Genomic DNA, 24,796 nt, shown 5'->3' with positions numbered 1-24,796 from the left:
TGCAGTGCCTCGCAGCGCCGGTCCGCGGTGACGGTCAGAACGTGAAGGTATGGGTCAGCGACACCATGCGGCCACGGCCGGAGAAGAAGTTCTGCCAGCCCGGCAGCTGCGACCAGGTCAGCACGTACTGCTTGTCCAGCAGGTTCTCGATGCCCAGCGACAGCTTGCCGTAGGTGCCGGTGTCGTAGTTCATGCTGAGATCCCACAGCGCGTAGCCGTAGGTATCCTCGTCATTGCGATACACCGCACCGTTGGACGGATTGACGAAGGTCTCGCGCAGGTCACGGCTGAAGGTACGACTCACGCCCAGCGTCGCGTCGAAGCGATCGTTCGGCGTCCAGGTCAGCGAGGCATTGACCTTGTCCGGCGAGATATCGAGGATGCCCATCTCCTTGTTCAGGCCCGAGCCGTCGTAGTACTGGGTCTGGCCGCGGATCCGCGAGTACAGCAGCGCCGCCTTCCACTGGTCGTTGAAGGTCCAGGCGCTGTTCAGTTCAACGCCTTCGATCCGGGTCGGGGCGCGGGTGAGGATGAAGTCCTCGGTCACCTTGTCCACGGTCAGCGATGAGCCGAACTCGGATGTCGAGCGGTAAGCCGACATCCCGACCTGGGCCTGCTCGCCGCGCCAGTTGAAGCCCACTTCCTTGTTCTTGGTGATCAGCGGCTGCAGATCGGCGATGCATGCCACTGCCTTGCACGGGCTGTTGGCCTGGATGTTGCGCAACGGGATGCCCACGTTGGCGATACCGAAGCCTTCCGAGTAAGAGGCGAACACCGACCACGCATCGGTGATGCGCCAGATCGCACCGAAGTTGGGCAGGTTGGCCTTGTAGTCGAGCTTGCCGCCCTGCACCGGGGTGAAGTCGCGGTAGGCGGTGGTGGTGTAACCGTCGATTTCCAGCTCACCGTCTTCGCGGCGGATGCCGGCATCCAGCGTCACCGGGCCGATGTCCCAGCTCAGCTGCGCGTACGGCGCCAGGCTGGTGTACTTCATCGGCGGCACCCATACCCGGTCGGTCAACGCCAGGCGCTGTTCCGCCGTGTCTTCCACCAGGTCCAGGCCGGTGCGCAGGCGCAGGCCTTCCACCGCGAACAGGCCACTGTAGGCATACGCCGCGCGCAGCCCCTTTTTCTCGGAGTTGATCTCCGACTGGTCCCAGATGCGCTGGTCTTCCGGCGGGGCCGGCTTGACCAGCTGGCGGTCCGTACCGTTCTCCGGCACATAACGCATCGCCTGCTTGGCCCAGTACAGGTCCACGCTCAGGTCACCGCCGAAGAAATCGGCATGGGTGTACTTGGCAGCGAACTGTTCGAAATCGTTGAACTCGGCCAGCGAATCCTTGATCGAGCCCTTCTCGGCGGTATTGGTGCTCGGCACCGGGCACTCCACGGCGTCGTAGCGGCAGCCTTCGACCGGAATGTAGTTGTGCTTCCCACCGATATGGAAGTTGCTGTAACTGGCCTGGATGCGCTGCATCTGGCCCTCGCCGAAGTTGTAGCCGCCCTTCAGGAACAGGTTCTTGCTGTAGGAATCGGACAGCGAGCCGGAGGTGTTCAAGCCAACCCGGCGGCCGTCGCCGTCGTAGGCGATGCCGCGATCGATGTAGGCGCCGCTGATCAGGAAGTCCGCCGCATCGCCCTTGAAGGTGTGGGTGATGCCGATCTTGGACTGGCCGCTGTCATCCTTGAACTGGGTGCCGTAGCGCGTGCTCACCGTGGTCTGGTGGCCCTCCACTTCCGGATTCTTGGAGAGATAGTTGATGACGCCACCGGCACCGCCGATGCCTTCGGCGGCCGACGGGCCGTTGATGACCTCGATGCGGCCGATCACGCCCATGTCGGTGAACGTGCCGTTGCGGCTGCCTTCGCGCAGCGGGGAGCCCTGCGGCACACCATCGAACAGGCGCAGCGCGACGCGGCCGCGCAGGGTCTCGCCACTGTTGCTCATCGCCTGGGAGGATTCGGAGTAACCGGGCACCATGCGTGCCAGCACGGCCGTGGCGTCTTCGGTCAGGTTGAGGGTGCGCTGCACCTGTTCCTGGTTCACGACGGTCACTGCACCGGGGACCTTCTCGATCGAGATCGGGGTCCGGCTGCCGGTCACGATCACCTGGTCCAGATCGGTGGGCGTCGTGCTCTGCGCCATGGCAGGGCTGATGACACAGGCGAACAGTGCAGTGCTGATGGCCGCGGAAAGTGGCTTGATCATTCGTTTCTCCCCCCCAAAAAAGGAAATGCGGGACAGCCGGCCGGGGAGCCGTCGCCACCGATGACGCGCGTGGGCTTTCGCCCTTCCGCCGGTCGATGCGGTTCCCTTGCGGGTCTCCACGTCCTGTCCGGCAACGAGGCGAGAGCCTAGGCGCGGCGTCATGGCGATAGAACTGCGCTCAGGTATGTTCAAAGCCTAGGATTTGTTTCGCTTCGCACCGCGCACCGCGCGAAAACCCGTGGTGTCAGCGTTGCGGCTCGGTCAATGCGACGCGCGCTTCCTCCAGCAACACGTTCACCAGGCGGATGCGCACCGACGAGCGCGACCAGACCACGCCAATCCGGCGCGGTTCGCTGCACTGCGGCAAGGGAATGCGCACGACATTCAAGCCTTCCGGCCATGGCTTGGCCCAATCCGGCACCAGTGACACGCCCAGCCCGCGGTCGACCATGACCGCGATGGCGTTGAGTGCATTGAGCTCGAACCGCTCGCGCGGCACGATCCCGGCCTGTCGCAGGTAGTCATCGGCGAGGCGACCGCCCCATTCGTGGCGGTCGTAGCGGATCAACGGCTGCTCGCGCAGCAGCTCGTGCGGGTCACGGCTGCCCAGATGGGCCGGCGCCAGCACCACCAGTGGTTCTTCGCGCAGCTGCTGCCACTTGCAGGTCTTGGGCAGCGCGAAGGGGGCCTGCAGCACCATCGCCGCATCCAGATCGCCAGCCTCCACCGCCCGGTACAGATCGGCCGAGTAGCCCGGCTTGATGAAGACGTTGATCTGCGGGAACGTCGCGACCATCCGCGACAGGATGTCCGGCAGCAGGCCGGCCAGCGCGGTCGGGCACGCGCCCAGCCGCAGCTCGCCGGCCAGGTCGTTTTCGTTGGCCACGCTGCGCAGGTCGGCCACCTGGCGCAGCAGGTCGCGCGCCCGCTGCAGGATGCGCGCGCCGTCCTCGGTGACGCTGACGGTGCGCCCGGCGCGGGCGATCAGCGGCGCGCCGAGTTCACGTTCCAGCGTGCGGATCTGCTGGGCGACCGCGGCCGGGGTGATATGCAGCGAGCGGGCCGCGGCAGCCATCGAGCCGCGGTCCACCACCGTTACGAACGTACTCAGGAACTGGGTTTCCACGGATTACCTCTCAGCGCGTGAGCAACCTACACGAGCCACTGGCGCAATGCGATTGGACCAATGGCCCGTGCGCCGGCGCCTCAACGGTGCTGGTCATGGGGCTGCCGCTTCGGCCGGGGTATCCCGGTAGATGGTCAGCCCCTTCAGCGAGCGGGTGGGCGCCGGGAAGAACAGGCTGGCCACGTAGCCGATCACGATGCACAGCAGGATCGAGATCGCCAGATAGAAGTACGGGTGCACCAGGTCCATGGTCCAGCAGACCAGCGTGATCAGGATCGAGCCGGCCACACCGATCGCCACGCCCGGCGCGTTGGCGCGGCGGGTGAACATCCCCAACGTGTAGGCACCGGCAAAACCACCGCCGAGCAGACCGGCCAGTTCGATGGAAACATCGAACAGCGAATGGATGTCATAGCGGCTCATCACCAGCGCGATGCCGATGCCGATCAGGCCCACGCCCACGCCGGACCATTCGGCCACGCGCACGGCGGTTTTCTCGTTCGGGTCCTTGACCAGTTTCTGGTAGAAATCCACCGAGACCAGGGTCGAGATCGAGTTGATGATGCTCGACAGGGTCGACATCGCCGCGGCGAAGATGCCGGCGATGATCAGCCCGGTGACGCCGGCCGGCAGCTCGGCGGCGATGAACAGCGGGAAGGTCGCATCGATCGGCAGCAGCGGATTCAGGCGCTCGGGATTGTTGCGGTAGTACATCCACAGGGCCGTACCGATGCCGTAGAACACGAAGCCGCCGGGAATCATGATGGCGGCGAATGCCCAGATCGATCGCCCGGCTTCCTTGTCCGAGCGCGTGGACAAGGTGCGCTGCATCAGCACCTGGTCCTTCGGGAAGGTCAGCACCACATCGAACACGACCAGGAAGATGAAGCCCCACACCGTGGCCTTGGTCAGGTCGAAGCTGAAATCAAACAGCTTGGTCTTGTCTTCCGCCGCAGCCGCACTGAGCAGCTGCGGCATGTCGCCACCGGTCTGCAGGAAGATGAAGCCGATCGCGAACAGCGCGCCGCCGAACATCACGATCACCTGCACCACGTCGGTCCAGATCACCGCCTTGGAACCGCCGACGGTGGAGTAGATGATGGTGAACACGCCCATCAGCATGATCGACCAGACCACGTCCACGCCGGTAATGGTGGAGATCGCCAGCGCCGGCAGGAACAGGATCACGCTCATGCGGCTACCGATCTGCATCACGATGCACAGTGCGCTGGACAGCATGCGGATCGCCGGGTGGAAGCGGGTTTCCAGGTAGGAGAACACGCTCATCAGGTCCAGCCGGCGCAGCAGCGGCACGATCCAGACCGCCACGAACATAAGGCCGACGACCGCGATCAGGTTGTTGGTCAGGTACTGCCAGTTGGTATCGAAGGCTTTGGCCGGGATGGCGATGAAGCTGATCGAACTGGTGTTGGTGGCATACAGGCTGATGCCGGCCGCCCAGAACGGAATCGAGCGCCCGCCGACGAAGAAGTCCGCCGTGGAAGCGTTCTGATCCTTGAGGTAGAAGTAGAAGCCCATGCCGAGCATGGCCAGCAGGTAGATGCCGATCACCGTCCAGTCCAGCCAGCGCAGCAGGTGCTTGCCGCCCTGCATTTCGGCGTACTGGAGCTGGCTGCCGGTGGCGCCCGCGCTGGCCCAGGCCAGTCCGTTACCCCACGCGGTGACTGCCTGCGGATCGGCCGCCACGGGCGTCTCCAGCGTCGTCCACGCATCGGTGATCGTGTGGAAAGTGCGCGCCTGGGTCATGCCGCTGCCGTCCTTCACCAGCATCAGCAGATGCGCCTGGCCCAGCGCGCGCATCGAGCCGTCCACGATCGTGCCGTCCGGCGACGCGACCTGCTGCCAGCTGGCGTCGACGTTGCGGCGCCACAGCTGATCGCTGCCCGCGCTGGTGGCCAGGCCCAGGTACAGCGCGCCTTTCTGCGCCTGCAATGCGCTGGCACCCCCCTGCTGCGGCAAGTCCTCCAGATGCTGCCAAGTGGCGGTGCCTGCCGCCGCGGGACGGCGGTAGAGCTGGGCGCTGCCAGCCGCATCGGTGCCCACCAGATATAGCGCGTCACCAAAGGTGGCCGCCCGCGCGTTGCGCAGCGGCTCAGGCAGCGCAATGGCCGCGCCGAAAACCAGCGCGCCGTTGTTCAGGACCACCGGCTGCAGGCGGTCGCCGAGCGCATCCCGGCCCTGCAGCAGATAGGTGCGCCCGGCCGCGCTGACACTGCCCTCAAGCCCGCCCAGCTGCCCGGCGGCCGGCGCCGGCAACGCATCCCACGCTTTGTTGTCGGCGCGCAGTTCCCAGGCACCGTCATGGCCGAGCGCCACCAGGCGCCCGTCCACATGCACCAGCCCGCCCGGTGCGATCTGCGCCGGCAATGCCGGCAGGTTGCCGGCCGCCACCGTAGTCAGGCTCTCGGCGGCCACGGCGCCACTGCCGGCAAGCAGGACAGCGGCGGCAACCAGCCGCACGCTGCGCGCGCAGCGCCGGAGCACAGTGGAAAGAAACGCGGACGGTGCAGGCTTGTGCATGAAATTACCCGGAAAAAGTGCGGCAACGCCGAAGCCGGCAAGAGCGCAGATAAGAGACAGTGGTCGATGCATCCCGATACCGCAATCAGGCAACCGGGGGAGAAGACGCGGCAAGCAGGGCTTGAGCACGGCGCAGGTACGGCAGATCGATCATCCGGCCTTCAAACAGGAACGCGCCGTGTCCCTGCCCTTCGGCACCGGCGGCGGCGGCAACAATCCGCTGCGCCTCCGCGAGCATCGCCGGCGGCACGCTGAAGGTGGCGTTGGCCAGGGCAACCTGGCGCGGGTGGATGCAGCTTTTGCCGATGAAGCCCAACTGCCGGGCCATCTGCGCCTCGGCCAGGAAGCCGTCGCTGTCAGCCACGTCCGGAAATGCGCCGTCGCAGGCGAACACCTGGGCTTCGGCGGCCGCCAACCGCAGCGCGAACAGCGTGGCATGCACATTGCTCGGCTCACGGTCGATGCCGTTGGGCGAAAACAGGTCGCCCAGTCCCAACTGCAATCCGGCCACGCGCGGGTGCGCGCCGGCCAGTTCGGCGGCGATGCGCAGGGCCTTGGGGGTTTCGATGTTGATCAGCAGCCCGATCGGGCGCGTCACGCCATTGCGCTGCTCAGCCTGTTCCAGCCGGACGATGGCCGCCAGCAGCTGCGCCACCGATTCAATCTTGGGCAGGTTGAGCAAGTCCACACCGGGGAGCGCCACGGCATCCAGGTCCGCGCCGAAATGGGCGCTGTCGGTACCGTTGCTGCGCACGATCAACTGCTTGTCACCGGCGCCGCCCCGCACGCGGCGCAGGAAGCCGGCGACCTGGTCGCGGGCCTGGGCCTTGCCGGCCTCGGGCACCGAATCCTCCAGGTCGAAAGAGAGCGCATCGGCCTCGCCGGCCATGGCCTTGTCGAACAGTTCCGGTCGGGCGCCGGGGACGAACAGCTTGCTACGCATGGTTTTCCCTCATCAACCCGCGCAGTCTGCAGAATTGGAAGCCCTTTAAAAGTGCGGTCCCGGACATTCATTGGATAGCATTTGTTTTGACCGCCCACTGCGCTGCAGTGCACCACGAGCAGAACAGCGTCGAACATCACCGTGTTGCCCGCACAATCCATTGCTGGAACCTGCCGTGGTGACCGCCCACGTCGCGTCTCGGGCGGTCACCCACCAAACGCGTCACGAGGACTGCTGCCGATGCATGAACCCACCCTGCCGTCGACAACCATCGTCCGGTGCATGCAGCACCTGCACGCGCAGAGCTCGGCATGACCGGCCCCACCCTGGTGCTGGATGGAAGCGCCATCCACGACATCGCCGGCTTCTACGCCGAGATCAACCGCGTGTTCATGGCCAGCGAGGACTGGCAACTGGCCCCAAGCCTGGATGCGCTGGATGACCTGCTCTACGGCGGCTACGGCGCACTGGCCGGGCACGCATCCGCCACCGTGCACTGGACACACATCGCACACAGCCGCGCCGCGCTCGGGGTGGCGGCCACCCGCGCCTGGCTGCAGGAAAAACAGGCGCGGCCCGGCGTGTTCAATGCCGCGAGAATCGCCACCCAGCTGGACGCGCTGGAACGCGGCGTCGGCCAGACCTATTTCGACATCATCCTGGAGGTATTCGCCGCCCATCCCACCTTGCAGCTGCGCACGGACTGAGCGGCTGCGGGGCGCGCCCGTGCCGCTTGAACCGCATGCCCTTCGCCCTGCCCGCCCCCTCCCCTACAATGGCCGACCAGGCGGCCTTCCGGGCTGCCCCCGACTGTGATGGCCCCCGCGTGACAGAGAAGCAGCCCGAACACACCCCGCTGATGAAGCAGTTCTTCGCCGCCAAGTCCGACTACCCGGACCTGCTGCTCTTCTTCCGGATGGGCGATTTCTACGAGCTGTTCTACGACGACGCCCGCAAGGCGGCGCGGCTGCTGGACATCACCCTGACCCAGCGCGGCAGCTCCGGCGGCGCGCCGATCCCGATGGCCGGTGTGCCCGTGCATGCCTACGAAGGCTATCTGGCGCGTCTGGTCGCCCTGGGCGAGTCCGTGGCGATCTGCGAGCAGATCGGCGACCCGGCGCTGGCCAAAGGCCTGGTCGAGCGCAAGGTGGTGCGCATCGTCACCCCCGGCACCGTCACTGACGAAGCGTTGCTGGACGAGCGCCGCGACACCCTGCTGATGGCCCTCTCGCGGGGCAAGAATGGCTACGGCCTGGCCTGGGCCGATCTGGCCGGTGGCCGCTTCCTGGTCAACGAAGTCGATTCGGACGATGCGCTGGAAGCCGAGCTCGCGCGCCTGGAACCGGCCGAGCTGCTGGTGCCCGATGAAGAGAACTGGCCCGCCTTCCTGCAGTACCGCAATGGCATCCGCCGGCGCGCGCCCTGGCTGTTCGATGCCGACAGCGGCCGCCGCCAGCTGCTGAATTTCTTCAAGCTGCATGACCTGACCGGCTTCGGCATCGACGACAAGCCGCGCGCCACCGCGGCCGCCGGTGCCCTGCTGGGCTATGTCGAAGAGACCCAGAAGCAACGCCTGCCGCACCTCACCGCGATCGCCACCGAAACCGCGAGCGAAGCCATTGCCATGAACGCGGCCACGCGCCGCCATCTGGAGCTGGATACGCGCGTCGATGGCGATACCCGCAACACCCTGCTCGGCGTGCTCGATACCACGGTGACGCCGATGGGCGGTCGCCTGCTGCGGCGCTGGCTGCACCGCCCGCTGCGCCTGCGCGAAGTGCTGGTGCACCGCCACGATGCGGTCGCTACGCTGATCGATCGCGGCGCCGAGGGCGACGTGCGCGATGCCTTCCGTGCACTGGGTGATCTGGAACGCATCCTCACCCGCGTGGCGCTGCGCTCGGCGCGCCCCCGCGATTTCTCCACGCTGCGCGATGGCCTGGGCCTGCTCCCCGAGGTGCGCGCGGTGCTGGCCCCGCTGGATTCGCCGCGGCTGATCGCGCTGCACGATGCGCTGGGCTCGCATGACGAATGCGCGCATCTGCTGGCCAGCGCGATCGCCCCGACCCCGCCGCTGAAGCTCAGCGATGGCGGCGTCATCGCCGAAGGCTACGACGCCGAGCTCGACGAGCTGCGTCGCCTCTCCACGCATGCGGACCAGTTCCTGATCGATCTGGAACAGCGCGAGCGCATCAGCAGCGGCATCGCCACGCTGAAGGTCGGCTACAACCGCGTGCACGGCTACTACATCGAAATCAGCAAGGGGCAGTCGGAGAAGGCGCCGGTGCATTACACGCGCCGCCAGACGCTGACCAATGCCGAGCGCTACATCACCGAAGAACTGAAGTCCTTCGAAGACAAGGTGCTGTCCGCGCGGGAACGCTCGCTGACCCGCGAGAAGTTCCTGTACGAACAACTGCTGGACATCCTCGCCAGCGGGCTGGAGCCGCTCAAGCAGTGCGCCGCCGCGCTGAGCGAGCTGGATGTGCTGGCCGGCTTCGCCGAACGCGCGCAGGCCCTGGACTGGGCGCGACCGGAACTGGAGACCGGGCCGTGCCTGAAGATCGAGCGCGGGCGTCATCCGGTGGTCGAAGCGGTACGCGAGCAGCCGTTCGAACCGAACGATCTGGACCTGCATCCCGACCGCCGCATGCTGGTCATCACCGGCCCGAACATGGGCGGTAAATCCACCTACATGCGCCAGAACGCACTGATCGTGCTGCTGGCCCACATCGGCAGCTTCGTGCCGGCCAGCCGCGCGGTGATCGGCCCGATCGACCGCATCCTGACCCGTATCGGCGCCGGCGACGATCTGGCCCGTGGACAGTCGACCTTCATGGTCGAAATGGCCGAGACCAGCTACATCCTGCACCACGCCAGCGCACAGTCGCTGGTGCTGATGGACGAGATCGGCCGCGGCACGTCCACCTACGACGGCCTGGCACTGGCCGATGCGGTCGCACGGCATCTGGCTTACCAGAACCGCTGCTACACGCTGTTCGCCACGCATTACTTCGAGCTGACCGCGCTGGCCGACGAACAGCACGAAGGCGGCGCCAGCGGCATCGCCAACGTGCACCTGGATGCGGTGGAACACGGCGACGCGCTGGTGTTCATGCACGCCGTGAAGGATGGCCCGGCCAACCGCAGCTTCGGCCTGCAGGTGGCCGCATTGGCCGGCCTGCCGAAATCGACCGTCGCCCAGGCGCGGCGCCGTTTGGCCGAGCTGGAGCAGCGCAGCCATGAGACGCAGTCCGCCGTGGTGGCCGCGCAGGCGCTGGATGCACCGCAGCAGTTCGGGCTGTTCAACGCACCCAATACCGCCGCACAGGATGCGCTGGCCGCGATCGATCCGGACGAGCTCACCCCGAAGCAGGCACTGGAAGCGCTGTACCGGTTGAAGACGCTGCTCTGAGGGAGCGTCCGGGCTGGCCACGACCAACGGTCGTGGCCTACCGCCACAGCGCGGTAGTGCCGGCCGCTGGCCGGCTCCCCGCAGAGCCGGTAGCACCCGACCGTTGGTCGGGTGTCCGCGCGGGCCCGCGTGGATTCTTCGCATTCCCGTAGTGAACGCAGCGCTATGCTCGGGCGGTCCCCATCCCTGCCCTGGAGTCCGCCGTGAATACCGAATCACTTGCCGCGTCCCTCTTCCAGCAACTGCAGCAGGGCCAAGGCCTGCAGCAGGTATCCCAGCAGCTGGGCATCGACCCCAACCAGGCCAGCACCGCGGTCGGCGCCGCCCTGCCCCTGCTGCTCGGCGCGATGGGCCGCAATGCGCAGGAACCTCAAGGCGCACAGGCACTGCTGGGCGCGCTGCAGCGTGATCATGCGCCGGCCGGTGCCGGGAGCGGCTTCGATCTGGGCGGGCTGGTCGGCAGCGTGCTGGGCGGCGGTGGCGGCAATGCCACCAACGGTGCCGGGATCCTCGGCCACGTCTTCGGCGGCAACACTGACCGTGCCACCCAGGGCCTGAGCCAGGCCACCGGGCTGGACAGCAGCAAGACCAGCCAGCTGCTCGCGATCCTTGCGCCGATCGTGATGTCCTATTTGGCCCAGCGCTTCGCCAGCGGCGGCAACGCCAGCCCCGGCCAGCTCAGCCAGGCCCTCGGCCAGGAAGCCCAGAGCGCCAACAGCGGTGGCCTGCTGACCTCCGTGCTGGACCAGGACGGAGATGGGCAGCTGGGCGTCGGCGATCTGCTCAAGCTCGGCGGCGGTCTGTTCGGCAAGCGCTGAAGGCAATCGCTCGAAATAGCCTGCGCCTATCGCATTGGTTGATTCATTCGAATGTACCGAATGAACGGCAGTGATTACCGTGTGGGCACGCCTTCACATCGCGGTGCTTTACGGCCAGGTGTGCGGGCAACCTTCCCGACGTCGCCATCGCCTCCCCACGCCGATGGTGGCCACGTTCGCCAGTACACAGGTAGATACCCATGAAAAGCGAAGCCAAGTGTCCGTTCAACCACGCCCTCGTCGGCGATGCCACCACCAACCGGGACTGGTGGCCCAAGCAGCTGCGGGTGGATCTGCTCAACCAGCACTCGAGCCGCTCACAGCCGCTGGATGACACCTTCGATTACGCCGAGGCCTTCAAGGGCCTGGATTACGCCGCGCTCAAGGCCGACCTCAAGGCCTTGATGACCGACTCGCAGGACTGGTGGCCAGCCGACTTCGGCCATTACGGCGGCCTGTTCGTGCGCATGGCCTGGCACAGCGCCGGCACCTACCGCATCGGCGATGGCCGGGGTGGCGCCGGCCGCGGCCAGCAGCGCTTCGCACCGCTCAACAGCTGGCCGGACAATGTCAGCCTGGACAAGGCCCGCCGCCTGCTGTGGCCGATCAAGCAGAAGTATGGCCAGGCAATCTCCTGGGCCGACCTGCTGGTGCTGACCGGCAACGTCGCACTGGAATCGATGGGCTTCAAGACGTTGGGCTTCGCCGGCGGCCGCCCCGATACCTGGGAACCGGACCAGGACGTGTACTGGGGCCGCGAAACCACCTGGCTGGGCGGCGACGTGCGGTATGCGCACGGCTCTGAAGGCGTGCAGGAAGACCACGGTGTGCTGGTCTCCGATGACGACGCGGACGGCGACATCCACTCACGCGATCTCGAGAACCCGCTGGCCGCCGTGCAGATGGGCCTGATCTACGTCAATCCGGAAGGCCCGGACGGCAACCCCGATCCGCTCAAGGCGGCATTCGACATCCGCGATACCTTCGGCCGCATGGCCATGGACGATGAGGAAACCGTCGCCCTGATCGCCGGTGGCCACAGCTTCGGCAAGACTCACGGCGCCGGCCCGGCCGACAACGTCGATGTGGAACCAGAAGCGGCCGGGCTGGAAAGCCAGGGCCTGGGCTGGGCCAACCGATTCGGCACCGGCAAGGGCGGCGACACCATCACCAGTGGCCTGGAAGTGACCTGGACGCGCACACCGGCGCAGTGGAGCCACGACTTCTTCGAGATCCTGTTCGGCCACGAGTGGGAGCTGACCAAGAGCCCGGCCGGTGCGCACCAGTGGGTAGCCAAGGACAGCGAGGCGATCATTCCCGATGCGCACGATCCGTCGAAGAAGCATCGCCCGACCATGCTCACCACCGACCTGTCGCTGCGGGTGGACCCGGCGTACGAAAAGATCTCGCGTCGCTTCCTGGCCGACCCGCAGGCCTTTGCCGATGCCTTCGCCCGTGCGTGGTTCAAGTTGACCCATCGCGACATGGGCCCGCGCGCACGCTACCTGGGGCCGGAGATTCCGGCCGAAGAATTCGTCTGGCAGGATCCGGTGCCGGCAGCCCCCCAGGCCACGATCAGCGCGCAGGACATTGCCTCGCTGAAACAGCAGATTGCTGCGGCCGGGCTGAGCGTAGGTGAGCTGGTCTCCACCGCGTGGGCGTCGGCGTCCACCTTCCGCGGTTCGGACAAACGCGGTGGCGCCAATGGTGCGCGCGTGCGCCTGGCCCCGCAGAAGGACTGGGCGGTCAACCAGCCGCAGCAGCTGGGCAAGGTGCTGGCCGCGCTGGAGAAGATCCAGAGCGGCTTCAAGGGCGATGGCGGTGCTCAGGTGTCGCTGGCCGACCTGATCGTGCTGGCCGGCAATGTCGGCGTCGAGCAGGCGGCCAAGGCCGGTGGCCATGAGGTGAGCGTGCCGTTCAACCCGGGCCGCACCGATGCCAGCCAGGCGCAGACCGATGTCGACTCGTTCTCGGTGCTGGAACCGTACGCCGATGGGTTCCGCAACTACGTCAAGGGCCGTTACGCCGTGCCTGCCGAGGCGATGCTGATCGACCGCGCACAGCTGCTCACGCTGACCGCCCCGGAAATGACCGCACTGGTCGGTGGCCTGCGCGTGATCGGCACCAACGTCGGCGGCAGCCAGGACGGCGTGTTCACCGATCGCGTCGGCACGTTGAGCAACGACTTCTTCGTCAACCTGCTCGACATGCGCACGCAGTGGGTGGCCAACGGCGATGGCTACAGCGGCCGCGACCGCAGCACCGGCGCGCAGCGCTGGAGCGGCAGCCGCGTGGACCTGGTGTTCGGCTCGAACTCGGTGTTGCGTGCACTGGCCGAGGTCTACGCCAGCGCGGACGGCGAGAAGAAGTTCGTTCGCGACTTCGTCGCTGCCTGGGCGCGGGTGATGGAGCTGGACCGCTACGACCTGCGCTGATCCGCTGTCGCAGGCACACACGAAGACCGGGCCCACTGGCCCGGTCTTTTCATTTCTGCAGGGCGCCCCTCACAGCGCGTCCAGATCGCCCAGCGCACGGATCAATCGACGCGCACGCTTGTCCGGCTTGTGCTCCGGCGGCAGGTAACCGTTCTTCGCCGCCGCACGCTGCAGGCGCACCTCCGCGCGGCGAGCCAGCGACGTTTCACTTTCGACATATAACTGCTGCGCCACCGGTGCCGGGCCGCGCATATCGCTCAGGCCACGGACCTCGATCTCGAACACTTCATCGCCACGGCTGATCTGCAGCGCTTCGCCCACGCGCACCGCGCGCGAGGATTTCGGACGCTGCCCGGCCACGTCCACCTTGCCGGTTTCCACCGCCTGTTTGGCCAGGCTGCGGGTCCGGAAAAACCGTGCGGCCCACAGCCACACGTCCAGCCGCACGGCGGCTACCGGTGTTGCTTCAGTCATGCTTTCTACCCAGCTCCACGGCGTTGGCCGGTTGTCGGTTAAGCGGTTGCGTCGCGTCCGGATTGCCGCGGCACCCCGTGCCACCGATCAGCGCCGGCACTCCGGCATCCAGATCGCGGCGCTGGCTGCCGACCTGGCATTCCGGTCGGTCCATGGGCCTTACCTGGGCATCGCCCAAGCGCTCCGAGGTGGAACATGCGGCCAGGCTGGCGGCAATCAAGAGCAGCGGCACGCTCGACCGGCGCATGTTCACGGATGCAGTCCTCATCATGCCTCCACAGGCGGCCCACCTTGGGCGGGTTTCATCATCGGCGGCCGCTGGCCTGCTTGCAATCTGGTGCAACGGCCTCCCCTCATTCAGTGTGGGTTGACTCTTGCTTCCCGGCTGGTCACCATAGACGGGCTATTTTCCCTAACGGAGTAGGAGACCCCTCATGTTTAAGAAGACGATCGCAGTGCTGGCCCTGGTGGGCCTGTCCGCCTCTCCGGTGATGGCTGCCCCCCAGGATGCCCCCGCTGCTGAGCCGGAAACCGCCACCGAAGTGGCAGGTGCCGAAGCCTCCGCATACTCCACCACCGCAGTCGTAGCAACCGTGGGTGCCTCCATCGCAGCGGCAGCCGTGCTGTACAGCATCGGCGGCGACAGCTCGAGCGGTGAAAAGGATCCGGGCGGCAACGAAGGTGGCCCCGGCGGCCCGGGCGGCCCGGGCGGCACCGGTGGTACGGGCGGCACCGGCGGCACGGGTGGTACCGGCGGCACGGGCGGTTAATCGCTCTTAGTTCCGCACTCAAGCCCTCGCCGGGCCCAGCTTGGCGAGGGTTTTTTATGCCTGCCGTAAAACCTTGATGAAGATGATGATGAAGCCCCTGTGCCTGCCGGCCGCCATCGCGGCGACCCTGCTCCTGTCCGGCTGTATGCTGGCCCCCGGCCAACACCTGCGCCACAGCGACGTTTCAGCGAACCGCTCCAGCGAAGACGGTCGCCTTGAGATGATCCCGATCACGCCGAAGCTCATCGCCATGAACGATGCGTCCCAGGCCGAACAGGTACTGCCGGCTGCACTGCTGGATTATCAGGCCGAGCCCTACCGTGTAGGCCCCGGCGACATGCTGTACATCACCGTGTGGGACCACCCGGAGCTGACCGTGCCTGCCGGTTCGCAGCAGCAAGGCAACCTGGCCGGGCGACTGGTGCAGGGCGACGGCACACTCTTCTACCCGTACATCGGCAAAGTGCAGGCGGCCGGCAAGACCCCGGTAGAGCTTCGCGCGGAAATCACCGAGCGGTTGGCCAAGTACATCGAGGCGCCGCAGGTGGATACCTCGGTGCTGACCTACGCCAGCCAGCGCGTCTGGATCACCGGCGCTGCCGAGCGCTCGACCTCGGTCCCGCTGACGACAACGCCGCTCACGCTCTCCGATGCGATCAGCCAGGCCGGCCTCAATGCCAGCCAGGCCGATCTTTCCGGCATCCAGCTCAGCCGCGACGGCGTCACCTACTCGATCGACATCGAAACCGTCGCCCGCCAGCATGGCGGCCGACCGATCTACCTGAAGAACGGCGACTCGATCTACGTGCCGTATCTGGATCGGAAAGAGATTTTCGTCGTGGGTGAAGTCACCCAGCCCGGTGCCTTTAGCTTCCGCACGTCCGACATTTCGCTGAACCAGGCGATCGGCCGCGCCCGCGGCCTCACCCAGGCCACCTCGAATGGCAATGCGGTGTATGTCATCCGCGGGTCGAAGGACCTACAGAAGGCACCGTCGGTGATCTACCACCTGGAAGCCCGTTCACCCACCGCATTCGCCGTGGGCAGCCAGTTCATGCTGCAGCCCGGCGACGTGGTGTTCGTGGGCGCCGCAGGCGTAACGCGCTGGAACCGCTTCGTGAACCAGCTGCTGCCGTTCACCAACATCCTCTACACCGCCGCTCGTACCGAGAGCGAAGTCGGGAACTAACATGCGTCCTATGCAGCATGACGCCACGCGCTTCAACGCGCGTGGCGGGTGGGGCCGCGCCATTGGCATCGCTGCGCTGGTGGCCCTTGCCGCCTTGACCAGCAGCTGCACGACCGTGAGCCGTTCCAGCGCCGACGCGCTGCGCCTGATCTTCATTTCCAAGCCGAGCGCGACCCCCGCACAGGTCGCAGCTGTGCGCTTCCCGCAGCTGCAGTTGCGCGCACCGGACGTCAATGGCGTCCTCGTGCTCGGGTTCGTGGATGCAGGGCGCCAAGCATGGATCGCCGGCGGCGACGCAGTCTTCTACCTGCAGGGCAACGGCCTGGTCAGTGCGACCTCGGGCATCGGCCGCAGCTACGCCGCGCGCATCACCGGGCCATCGCCATTCGATGATCTCGGCTCACTGCAGGGCGCTTCCCGCGTGCAGCGCGAGTACGACTGGATCCCGGCATATCAAATGAGCGTACCGGTGACGGGCACGCTCACGAAGGTCGGCCCCGAGAAGGTGGTCATCCTGGAACGCCCACTCAGTCTGGTGCGCTATGAAGAGAAGCTCTCCGGCCCTGGTTTCCGAGAGACGAATATCTATTGGGTGGATGAGCGCTCCGGGTTCATCTGGAAGAGCCGCCAGTACCTCGCCCCCGGCTATGCCGTGGAGACCGAGCAGCTCAAACCCTTCCGCCCTGGCCAATGACCATGCTGCGCTACTGCCTGATCCTGTGTTCCACCCTGCCCTTCTTCATCGCACATGAGGCTGCGGCGCAGCCCGTGGCCGATACGGTAGAAGTTACCGTTGAGGGCGCGGTCAATGCGCCTGGCGTATACGCCCTGCCTGCAGGAGCGCGCCTGGCGGATGCCCTGATCGCCGCCATGCCCAGGCCGGACAGCTACGTTACGGGTGCCTCGCTGCTGCGCGAAAGCGCGCGCGTCCAACAGGTACGCCTCAAGGCCGGGTTGCTCTACGACCTGAAGGTGCTGCAGCAGAGCCAGGACGAAGCAGCCAGCAAACTTGCCTCCAGCCTTTCAAGGCAACTGACCGACCTTCCAGCAACTGGCCGGGTGGTGGCAGAGCTCGAGCCGCGCCTGATGCAGACGCGCAAGTCATCCAACCCGGTCGCCATGCCGTCGGACATAGTGCGGTACCCCGCCAGGCCAGACACCGTTCGCGTCGTGGGCGCGCTGGATCAGGCCTGCGAGCTTCCGCATCGACCTACCGCGGATGTCACCCATTATCTGGCTGCATGCCCATCGAACCGCGTGGCAGACAAGGACGAAGTCCACGTGATCCAGCCGGATGGACACGTACAGATCATCGGTATTGCGCTGTGGAACCGCGCAGACCTGCAGGCCGTCGCACCTGGCGGCACGATCTATGTCCCCATCGCCGCAAGACTGATGAAAGACATCGATCCAGAGTTCAACACGCAGTTCGCCGCATTCCTCGCGACGCAGCCGCTGCCCAATCCGCGAGTAGCACCTTGATGCACGTCCGTTCCAGACATTTCGCTACCTTGGCCTTCTCAGCATTGGCATTGGCGACATCCGCCTGCCTGCATGCGCAGGAAGCGCCGCCCGCTACAGCAAGCGAATGGGGCGGCATGGGCTTGTTGCAGACGCCGAGTGCTCGCATGGCCGATGACGGCGAGATCAGCTTTACTGCCTCGCACAACTCGCCTTACAGCCGCTACAACCTGACGATGCAGCCGTTCCCATGGCTGGAGGGATCGTTCCGCTATATCAATGTGTCCAACATCAGATATGGAAACCCGAATGTAAGCGGGGACCAGAACTACAAGGACAAATCGATCGACTTCAAGCTGCGCCTCTGGGAAGAAAGCCGATGGTTGCCCGAGGTCGCTTTCGGCATCAGAGACCTTGGCGGTACCGGCCTGTTCTCAAGCGAATACATGGTCGCCAACAAGCGTTTTGGCCCCATCGATGCGAGCTTGGGTTTTGCGACCGGCTACATTGGCAACCGCGGCGACATTGGTAATCCATTGGGTGCCATTGATGACCGCTTCGATACTCGCCCGATGCCAACGAGCGACATCAACAACGCCGGCAAATTCGGAGTGAGCTCGATGTTTCGAGGACGCGTAGGCGTCTTCGGTGGGATTAGTTACCAGACTCCTTGGGAATCCTTGCTCGTCAAACTGGAATATGACGGCAATGACTACAAGCACGAGCCCAGAAAGAACAACCTGCCCCAGAACACGCCGGTCAATGTCGGATTGGTCTACACCCTCAACCAGAACGTGCAGTTCACCGCTGCTTGGGAACGTGGCGACGCTGCCATGTTTGCTGTGACTCTTCGCGGCAACCCAGGTCGCGCCCGTGCGGCGCCCAAACCGTTCGATCTCCCGCCTGAACCGCTGGCGGCATCTGTCAACGCAGCCACATCGACATCTGTTGCCGCAGCTACCGGGCATGCTACACAGACGATTAGAGACAATAGCTCCTCGCTCGAAGTTTCCAATGAACAGACGGCGGCGATGACGGAACAAGAGCATTGGGAAGACATTGCGCGCCGCCTGCGCACCAACGCTGGATACCGCGTGGACGAGATTTCTCGCCGAGGTTCGGAAATCGTCGTCACCGGCTCCCAACTTCGCTACTTCCATGCATCTAAGGGCATGGGACGCGCAGCGCGCATTTTGCATAATGAGCTTGACTCTTCAGTAGATTGGCTCACATTTGCCAGCGTCCGGCTTGGCATGCCCATTGTCGAAACCAGTATCAAGCGCCAACACTTTGTCGACTACGTTGAGGATCGGTCGGACCTGGACGCTCTCAAGCTTGGGGTCGAGACTTCGGATCCCTCGCAACTGCAACGGCGACCACTGTATCGAGCGCCACTTCAGCGCTTTGGCGGAGGCTTTAACGTGGGCTACCGCCAGAGTGTCGGTGGCCCCGATGGGTTTATCCTCTATCAGATCGCAGCCAACTACACCGGCAGCATCTTCTTCAGTCCCAACGTATGGTTGACCGGCACTGTAAGCGGCAACTTGCTGAACAACTACGACAAGTTCAAGTACAACGCCCCGAGCCGACTTCCGCGGGTGCGAACGGATCTCCGCAAGTACATGGTTGACTCGGACATCACTGTTCCGAATCTCCAACTCACCGCCGCCAGCAGACTTGGAAAAGATACTTACGGCATGGTCTACGCCGGTTATCTGGAATGGATGTACGCCGGCGTTGGCGGAGAAATCCTGTATCGCCCTCTTGGCGAAGCCTGGGCAGTCGGCGCAAACGTCAACTGGGTACGACAGCGCGATTACGACCAGCTCACTGGCTTGCGGGACTACAGCATGACCACTGGCCATGCTTCGCTCTACTACGCCTTCGATCATGATCAGCGCGTGGTCGGCTCGCTCAGTGCAGGCCGCTATCTGGCTGGCGACTACGGCGCCACCGTGAACCTCGCGCGTTCCTTCAAGAATGGCGTCACGATGGGCGCATACGCCACCAAGACGAACGTATCAGCTCGCGAGTTCGGCGAGGGAAGCTTCGACAAGGGAATATACTTCTCGATTCCGTTCGACACCATCTTGCCCAGATCGAACCGTGCGAGCGCCACCATCGTGTGGAACCCACTCATCCGCGACGGCGGGGCCATGCTAGGCAGGAAATATGCACTCTATGGCATCACCAGTGAGCGTGACACAACTCTCTTCTACGACAATCTAGACAAGATCAAAGACTGACCCCGTTCTTTACGACATATGCGTTCACTCCGGAGAGCACAACGCGTTACACCGAAGTGACCAGCTACCTGATGGCTCACCAGGTCCCGGACAGCGACTTTCCGTCAACCATGACGTTGCGGAAGCGAATCACTTTCCGCGATTTGTCGGAACCACCCGGGCAGTAAAGACCGAATTTAAGGAATGGCCCACGCCTATCATTGAATCCTATCTTTGCCGGGTCAACAGATACTTTTTCCCCATTAAGAAAAATCTCGACAACTCCTCTAGACGGATCGAAGACCTGCTCGAAGCGCACTGAGTTCCAGGCACCCCATCGAGGGGCGCCGAGCTTGATTGCCCTAAAGCTGGTGTACTGATATTTGTTACCCACTTTAGGCGTGACCTGCTCAATACTTGAGCGATAGTCGTATTGCAGCAGCCCATCCCTGATCAGGAGACTAGAGATAGGATTGCGCCACCCCTCCCCAAGATGCTCGTCTGGATAGCTGTGATACTGCATGATTATTGCAAGCTTGGAATCACCCACATAGTCGTCCGCGTTGACCCAGAACTCGAAGGAGACCTTCTGTCGCCTCGGACCGGTCATGGGCTTCGTCTTTAACTCCGTGCCCTTCGCACGGCGGGTGCCATCCCAGTCGTCACGCCGCCATTCAAATCGGTACTCCGCCCGCTCATTACCATGAACGGAGTAGGAAAATGGTCTCTCGGCCAGCCACTCCGTCTGCGATCGCCCTCCCTGCATTGCAACCGCTGCGGATGCTGGCAACGCGGCCAAGAGTGCAGTGAGCACGGCATGGAGCGCAGAGCGCGACAAGACTATGGACATAGTCATAGGCGGATCAGCTCGCGCAAATTTCGCAGGAAATCATCGTTGGCTGCGGCTGCCCCTGCCGCCCCTGGGACGGCCGGGCCGCCAATGAGCTGTTCGTAGCCCTTAGCCATGTCCGCGGCAGTCTCGACGAAACGGAACGAGGATACGTCCTTGAACTTTCTCGCAGTCGACAATTGATGCTCATTTCTATGCTCGCCCAGTGAGGCCCTGCGAGCCATCAGCAAGGCTGGCTTTCCATACTGCATAGCCGAAAGGATGGTCCCCATTCCAGCATGGGACACGATGCACTCGGACTCAACCATCCTCCGCTCAAACTCGGACGGGTGGACGAACTGCTCGAAGCGAAAATGGGAAGGGATGTATTGCCCAGGACCAATCTGACCAAAGACTTCGATTCCGGACGCGGCTGCCCACTCATCGACTTGGCGCACCAGACGATCAAAGCCAAGTTGTGTTCCAACCGTAAGAAAGATCACAGCACATTCCCGATGTAATGGGGACCGTCCGGTTTCGAGAGCTCCGGCCATTGTGTAAGCCAATGATCCGCCCACCGCTCAATCTTGCGTCCGGCCAGAGACAGCTCATCAGCATTGGCGATGCTGTCGATCCAGATCGTACGAGCACCAACCAGCTTGCCAAAGACCAAGGCAAAGAAACCAGGCGCCGCGCCAGTTGAGATGACCACATGGGGGCGGAACGCCAGGACTAGCCATAGGACATGCATGGACATCAGTATCAAGCGCGCCTTCGAGTCCATGCTTGCGTCGGGAACAACATCGCAACGAACCGGAGCAACCTTGGAAGCCAGGCCCTCAATTGTGGTTACGAACCTGACATCACAACCGGCGAACGCTGGGCGCATCCGCAGCAGTTGAATCCAGTGTCCACCACCCGATGCGACAGCGAGAACCTTTCTAACTCGTGCCATCAACCCACCCTCCAAATCTCAAGACTATGCAGAATCCCGTCACACGCCAAAAATGGTCTGTGACTCATCGCACGAACAACCGCGCCGAGCAGGTACCAACTGCCAACGCAATGTAGGGTGCGGCCAATCCGCTGTAGATAACATGACCGGCGGTCATGCTGATTGCCAAAAGCAACATAATGCTGACGACTTGGATCGTAGCAAGGTCTGCCTGCTGCTCGCGCATCCCTACAAAGCCCGCCGCCAAGCGCTTCAGGAAGAAGCCATAGTAGATGAGAGCGCCCGCGATGCCGAAGGCGCCCAGAAGATCAAAAAGATCGATCTCAACCGGCCTGCCAAGCATCGAGAGCATTCGCTGACGACCCACGCCCACAAGCACCTCCCACCAGGAGTACTTGGGCCATACCCTGTCCAAGAAGTCGGCAAGAAATTGCTCTCTCCCACTAAAGATGGTGAACAGCAATCCGTACTCATCCATGAAGTACTCAATGCGACGCAGCAAGCCGGTCTTTTCAATGAGATACACAATGCCGGGCAGTGCAACAACGATAGAAATGATCATGCCGGCAGACAGGACGAGCCCCCGCCAAGACTTAAGTTTCAGCGTGACCATTCCCTTAATCACCTCCATAACCGGGAAGGCGACTGCGACCAGCAAGCTTCCAAGCATCGCGACCTTTGTGGCCTTCAATATGGACGCCAATACGAAAAGGGCGCAGACCAAGAGGTATTTACCCGTGCCGCCTCGGGAATGATAAATCCAGCCACATACCATAACTTGGCATAGCAGCATCAAGTAGGACATCTCGTTACCGGCATAGATGAACCCGACAGCACCGATCTGGTCGGCGTCAGCATACTTACCGTATTGTGAATAACCGTAGCCCAATGTGCCAAGAATTAGATTCAACCCCAGCACAAGCGAAACGAAACAGAACACGCGAAAGCAGTACCGCAGTGGAAGCACGCCCCTCTCCACACTACGGCGAAAGAAGTGATAGCCAAGCCACATCATATTGAAGCGCAGTAGCCACTGTAGATCGAGTGTGATCGCCGAGAAACCCTCAGCTGCCAGTGCATGGACGCTCAAAAACAGCACATTGGAGATCACGCAGACTGTAAGCGTGAGAAGGCCGGATCGACTACGGACAGCGCAGATCGCAAGCAGGCCGATATACGCAACCTTGATCACTTGCGAGACACCTTCGACGCCGCCGCCACGAAGAAGCCCGCCGTTGATCGTATCAACTACGATCATTAAGGGGGTTCCCCAGAGAATCGCCAACTCGATCCAGCGCATCATTCCGACGGACTGCGACCCAGCAGATGAGTAGGGTGAATAAGTCATATCAAGAGCGGCCATCATGATGTCTGCAGTAGAAATTGGCTTCCCGCGGCATGAAATTCAGAAGACGCGACACAGAGCCTCCGAAAGCTGGAGGGAGACACGCCTTGCATCAAATGCCTCCACACGACGCAAAGCCGCGTCGGATACTCGTTGCCAGGCATGATCATCCAAGGTCAACATGCTTTCGATTGCGAGTGACAGCCCATGGACATCATTGACGTCAAAGAGTGCCCCAGTGACGCCGTCCAGGACGATCTCTTCCATGGCACCACTACGCGCTGCGATCACGGGCCGCCCGCATGCCATCGCCTCCAGCGCCACCAGCCCCAGACTTTCACCCTTGCGAAACGAGGGGAACACCAACGCAGTGGCCGTGGAAAGCACCACCGGAACCCTGTCCGGATCGACCGCACCAAGGAACCGCACCGGGACTGACGATGCCTTCGCCTGCTCAGAAAGTGCGGGCAGTGCGGGACCGTCGCCCGCGAACACAACGCTGATCTCAAGATCCGCGCGTCGAGCCCGCACCGCCTCGACAGCAGGAATCAGAAGCATCACACCCTTTCCAAGCATGAGCCGACCGAAAAACATCAACTCGCCCCGAACTCGAGCGCTTGACTTTGCATCACTAAACGCAGCCAAGTTCACCCCACCGGACGGAGATACCACGATCTTCTTCTTCACCGAAGGAAACCGCTCCGAGACGAGATCGCGGAAGTAGTTCGATGGAGCGACGATGAGCGCGGCGCGCTCAAGCGCAGCACGCCTCACGATGCTGAAACAGCGAGTGGCCAACCGTGACTGTTCTTTGTCAGAGATGATGTCGGCGCCGTGCACGTGTACGGCGAGAGGCACCCTCCTAAACAAAAGCGCAAGCATCACCGGTATGTAGGAATGAGTTACGAAATGTACGTATATGAGATCAACCTTGAAGAAGAGGACCTTTGCGAACGCGTGGATGAAGAAGCGCAAGTAGGACATCATTTTCCATCGCGATGCGCGGCGAACAGCGAACGTGACGTCATGCCCACAATCGACCATCTGCGAAGAGACACGCTCAACGAAGATGCCGAAGGCTGGATCCCGCGGTGAAGGATACATGTTCGAAACGACGAGGATTCTCTTCACATTGAGCACTCAGCGCTCATAGCTTCGCTTCAGCCCTGTGGCATAGCCAATCTTAAGGGCCGCTCGATACCAACGGGTATGCGAAACCACCAATAGGACTCGGATGGAGCGCCAGAGCGTCTGAGTCCCTTCGGCGACATCCTTGGCCAGCAGCGCAGCCGCTTTCGCAGGATATGCAATGTCCTTAAGTATTCCTTTGGCAGAGAACATGGAGCTATAGCTCGCGTCGGTCTTGCTCAGACGATAGAAGCCGCCAACATGACGGCGTCTCATCTGGCTTATCTCCGCCAACGTACGGCGAGCGGGATGAGCGAGGGAGGCTTCATGGCCATACTGCAGCTTGAATCCGGCATTGACAGCTCGGCGTGTAAACTCGGCATCTCCACCGGAGAAGGTCTTTGCGTTGAATGGACCAATAGCGTCGAAGACCGATGCCTTCACCACGAGATTTGCCGTGACCGCCCAACCTTGAGGGACGCTCTCGTGCTGACGGAAGGAAAAGCGATGCTCATAGAGCTCCACCGAAGTGGGCCGCGCCGGGTCCTTGAAGAAGATCTCCACTCGCCCAGCAACCAAGTCAGCACTACCGCCATCGATCATATCCACGGCGGCCTTCAACCAATTGGGGCCAGGGAGGCAATCCGAATCGGTGAAGGCAATTATGCGACCCCGAGCCTGCCGTATCCCCGCATTTCTGGCCGAGTAAGAACCTGCCTCCGGCTCCGAGACCACCCTAGCAATCGGGTCGTCCTGAGCAAACTTTGCGACATCGCGGGACGATCCATTATCCACCACGATGACTTCAAAGCTGCCCTGATAGGATTGCTTCCGAAGTGCATCCACGCACATCGAAACTCGCTTTCCATCGTTGTAGGTCGGAATCACAACAGTGACGTCCATTATGCTTTCCACGCAACACAGCTCCCGAAT

General features: G+C 63.4%; 21 protein-coding genes. 9 read left to right on the top strand and 12 right to left on the bottom strand.

The window, feature by feature from the left end:
* Positions 1–34: 34 nt before the first annotated feature.
* From ABE472_RS13100 to ABE472_RS13085, 4 genes are all read right to left on the bottom strand, one after another.
* Positions 35–2,209 (bottom strand): TonB-dependent receptor, encoded by a 2,175-nt coding sequence (locus tag ABE472_RS13100; protein WP_346466386.1) that lies wholly within the window; start codon positions 2,207–2,209, stop codon positions 35–37.
* 244 nt (positions 2,210–2,453) lie between these two features.
* A complete protein-coding gene (locus ABE472_RS13095) occupies positions 2,454–3,335 on the bottom strand; it encodes a LysR family transcriptional regulator (RefSeq protein ID WP_102789143.1) in 882 nt (293 codons plus the stop codon).
* A 93-nt stretch (positions 3,336–3,428) separates the two neighbouring features.
* Positions 3,429–5,876, bottom strand: a complete 2,448-nt coding sequence (locus ABE472_RS13090) for a sodium:solute symporter (protein ID WP_346466385.1) — start codon at positions 5,874–5,876, stop codon at positions 3,429–3,431.
* 85 nt (positions 5,877–5,961) lie between these two features.
* Positions 5,962–6,819: a CoA ester lyase gene (locus ABE472_RS13085; protein WP_313217639.1), complete on the bottom strand. Its 858-nt coding sequence runs from the start codon at positions 6,817–6,819 to the stop codon at positions 5,962–5,964.
* A gap of 311 nt (positions 6,820–7,130) precedes the next feature.
* On the opposite strand from ABE472_RS13085, the gene ABE472_RS13080 reads away from it, so the two are divergent.
* The 4 genes from ABE472_RS13080 to katG all read left to right on the top strand — a co-directional run bounded on the left by ABE472_RS13080 (position 7,131) and on the right by katG (position 13,487).
* Positions 7,131–7,526, top strand: a complete 396-nt coding sequence (locus ABE472_RS13080; protein WP_313211113.1) for a ribonuclease inhibitor — start codon at positions 7,131–7,133, stop codon at positions 7,524–7,526.
* A gap of 152 nt (positions 7,527–7,678) precedes the next feature.
* The gene (gene mutS, locus ABE472_RS13075) at positions 7,679–10,234 is read left to right on the top strand and encodes a DNA mismatch repair protein MutS (RefSeq protein ID WP_346466394.1); all 2,556 of its coding nucleotides are present in this window, start codon (positions 7,679–7,681) and stop codon (positions 10,232–10,234) included.
* A gap of 203 nt (positions 10,235–10,437) precedes the next feature.
* Positions 10,438–11,052 carry a DUF937 domain-containing protein gene (locus tag ABE472_RS13070; RefSeq protein ID WP_346466384.1) on the top strand — a complete coding sequence of 205 codons (615 nt, stop codon included), beginning with the start codon at positions 10,438–10,440 and terminating at the stop codon, positions 11,050–11,052.
* A gap of 200 nt (positions 11,053–11,252) precedes the next feature.
* Positions 11,253–13,487 (top strand): catalase/peroxidase HPI, encoded by a 2,235-nt coding sequence (katG, locus tag ABE472_RS13065; RefSeq protein ID WP_070473365.1) that lies wholly within the window; start codon positions 11,253–11,255, stop codon positions 13,485–13,487.
* A gap of 69 nt (positions 13,488–13,556) precedes the next feature.
* Here the strand turns inward: katG and ABE472_RS13060 are convergent, their stop codons facing one another.
* Complete coding sequence (locus ABE472_RS13060) at positions 13,557–13,961, bottom strand: S4 domain-containing protein (protein WP_070473367.1); 405 nt, start codon at positions 13,959–13,961, stop codon at positions 13,557–13,559.
* Complete coding sequence (locus ABE472_RS13055; protein WP_346466393.1) at positions 13,954–14,208, bottom strand: hypothetical protein; 255 nt, start codon at positions 14,206–14,208, stop codon at positions 13,954–13,956. The genes ABE472_RS13060 and ABE472_RS13055 overlap by 8 nt, the downstream gene beginning before the upstream one ends.
* 187 nt (positions 14,209–14,395) lie before the next feature.
* Here ABE472_RS13055 and ABE472_RS13050 point away from each other — a divergent pair, with 187 nt between their 5' ends.
* The 5 genes from ABE472_RS13050 (at position 14,396) to ABE472_RS13030 (ending at position 19,627) form a co-directional block, all read left to right on the top strand.
* Positions 14,396–14,731, top strand: coding sequence for a hypothetical protein (locus ABE472_RS13050; protein ID WP_346466383.1), 336 nt, complete (start codon positions 14,396–14,398; stop codon positions 14,729–14,731).
* 85 nt (positions 14,732–14,816) lie between these two features.
* Entirely contained in the window at positions 14,817–15,920 is a 1,104-nt protein-coding gene (locus tag ABE472_RS13045; RefSeq protein ID WP_346466382.1) for a polysaccharide biosynthesis/export family protein, read from the top strand.
* Between the two features lies 1 nt (position 15,921).
* A complete protein-coding gene (locus ABE472_RS13040; RefSeq protein ID WP_346466381.1) occupies positions 15,922–16,614 on the top strand; it encodes a YjbF family lipoprotein in 693 nt (230 codons plus the stop codon).
* Entirely contained in the window at positions 16,611–17,402 is a 792-nt protein-coding gene (locus tag ABE472_RS13035) for a capsule biosynthesis GfcC family protein (RefSeq protein WP_346466380.1), read from the top strand. The genes ABE472_RS13040 and ABE472_RS13035 overlap by 4 nt, the downstream gene beginning before the upstream one ends.
* Positions 17,402–19,627 carry a YjbH domain-containing protein gene (locus tag ABE472_RS13030; RefSeq protein WP_346466379.1) on the top strand — a complete coding sequence of 742 codons (2,226 nt, stop codon included), beginning with the start codon at positions 17,402–17,404 and terminating at the stop codon, positions 19,625–19,627. The genes ABE472_RS13035 and ABE472_RS13030 overlap by 1 nt, the downstream gene beginning before the upstream one ends.
* 76 nt (positions 19,628–19,703) lie before the next feature.
* Here ABE472_RS13030 and ABE472_RS13025 read toward each other — a convergent pair whose 3' ends face one another.
* The 6 genes from ABE472_RS13025 to ABE472_RS13000 form a co-directional block, all read right to left on the bottom strand.
* A complete protein-coding gene (locus ABE472_RS13025; RefSeq protein WP_346466378.1) occupies positions 19,704–20,456 on the bottom strand; it encodes a heparin lyase I family protein in 753 nt (250 codons plus the stop codon).
* 2 nt (positions 20,457–20,458) lie between these two features.
* Entirely contained in the window at positions 20,459–20,938 is a 480-nt protein-coding gene (locus tag ABE472_RS13020) for a glycosyltransferase (RefSeq protein WP_346466377.1), read from the bottom strand.
* Complete coding sequence (locus ABE472_RS13015) at positions 20,935–21,390, bottom strand: hypothetical protein (protein ID WP_346466376.1); 456 nt, start codon at positions 21,388–21,390, stop codon at positions 20,935–20,937. Before ABE472_RS13015 ends, ABE472_RS13020 begins: the two co-directional genes overlap by 4 nt.
* A 64-nt stretch (positions 21,391–21,454) precedes the next feature.
* Positions 21,455–22,753: an O-antigen ligase family protein gene (locus ABE472_RS13010; protein ID WP_346466375.1), complete on the bottom strand. Its 1,299-nt coding sequence runs from the start codon at positions 22,751–22,753 to the stop codon at positions 21,455–21,457.
* 42 nt (positions 22,754–22,795) lie between these two features.
* Positions 22,796–23,875 carry a glycosyltransferase family 4 protein gene (locus ABE472_RS13005; RefSeq protein WP_346466374.1) on the bottom strand — a complete coding sequence of 360 codons (1,080 nt, stop codon included), beginning with the start codon at positions 23,873–23,875 and terminating at the stop codon, positions 22,796–22,798.
* Positions 23,876–24,766, bottom strand: coding sequence for a glycosyltransferase family A protein (locus ABE472_RS13000; protein WP_346466373.1), 891 nt, complete (start codon positions 24,764–24,766; stop codon positions 23,876–23,878).
* Between the last annotated feature and the right edge of the window lie 30 nt (positions 24,767–24,796).

It is taken from the genome of Stenotrophomonas sp. TWI809 (assembly GCF_039673205.1).
Lineage (GTDB): Bacteria > Pseudomonadota > Gammaproteobacteria > Xanthomonadales > Xanthomonadaceae > Stenotrophomonas.
This window is presented reverse-complemented; position numbering and strand designations above follow the sequence as displayed.

What these genes read in the sequence shown, in the direction of transcription:
- ABE472_RS13055 (WP_346466393.1), bottom strand. Translation starts at nt 14,208, where the DNA reads ATGCGCCGGTCGAGCGTGCCGCTGCTCTTGATTGCCGCCAGCCTGGCC.
- ABE472_RS13015 (WP_346466376.1), bottom strand. Translation starts at nt 21,390, where the DNA reads ATGGCACGAGTTAGAAAGGTTCTCGCTGTCGCATCGGGTGGTGGACAC.
- ABE472_RS13000 (WP_346466373.1), bottom strand. Translation starts at nt 24,766, where the DNA reads ATGGACGTCACTGTTGTGATTCCGACCTACAACGATGGAAAGCGAGTT.
- ABE472_RS13035 (WP_346466380.1), top strand. Translation starts at nt 16,611, where the DNA reads ATGACCATGCTGCGCTACTGCCTGATCCTGTGTTCCACCCTGCCCTTC.
- ABE472_RS13080 (WP_313211113.1), top strand. Translation starts at nt 7,131, where the DNA reads ATGACCGGCCCCACCCTGGTGCTGGATGGAAGCGCCATCCACGACATC.
- ABE472_RS13010 (WP_346466375.1), bottom strand. Translation starts at nt 22,753, where the DNA reads ATGGCCGCTCTTGATATGACTTATTCACCCTACTCATCTGCTGGGTCG.
- mutS (WP_346466394.1), top strand. Translation starts at nt 7,679, where the DNA reads ATGAAGCAGTTCTTCGCCGCCAAGTCCGACTACCCGGACCTGCTGCTC.
- ABE472_RS13025 (WP_346466378.1), bottom strand. Translation starts at nt 20,456, where the DNA reads ATGTCCATAGTCTTGTCGCGCTCTGCGCTCCATGCCGTGCTCACTGCA.
- ABE472_RS13090 (WP_346466385.1), bottom strand. Translation starts at nt 5,876, where the DNA reads ATGCACAAGCCTGCACCGTCCGCGTTTCTTTCCACTGTGCTCCGGCGC.
- ABE472_RS13100 (WP_346466386.1), bottom strand. Translation starts at nt 2,209, where the DNA reads ATGATCAAGCCACTTTCCGCGGCCATCAGCACTGCACTGTTCGCCTGT.
- katG (WP_070473365.1), top strand. Translation starts at nt 11,253, where the DNA reads ATGAAAAGCGAAGCCAAGTGTCCGTTCAACCACGCCCTCGTCGGCGAT.
- ABE472_RS13040 (WP_346466381.1), top strand. Translation starts at nt 15,922, where the DNA reads ATGCGTCCTATGCAGCATGACGCCACGCGCTTCAACGCGCGTGGCGGG.
- ABE472_RS13050 (WP_346466383.1), top strand. Translation starts at nt 14,396, where the DNA reads ATGTTTAAGAAGACGATCGCAGTGCTGGCCCTGGTGGGCCTGTCCGCC.
- ABE472_RS13085 (WP_313217639.1), bottom strand. Translation starts at nt 6,819, where the DNA reads ATGCGTAGCAAGCTGTTCGTCCCCGGCGCCCGACCGGAACTGTTCGAC.
- ABE472_RS13030 (WP_346466379.1), top strand. Translation starts at nt 17,402, where the DNA reads ATGCACGTCCGTTCCAGACATTTCGCTACCTTGGCCTTCTCAGCATTG.
- ABE472_RS13060 (WP_070473367.1), bottom strand. Translation starts at nt 13,961, where the DNA reads ATGACTGAAGCAACACCGGTAGCCGCCGTGCGGCTGGACGTGTGGCTG.
- ABE472_RS13045 (WP_346466382.1), top strand. Translation starts at nt 14,817, where the DNA reads ATGATGAAGCCCCTGTGCCTGCCGGCCGCCATCGCGGCGACCCTGCTC.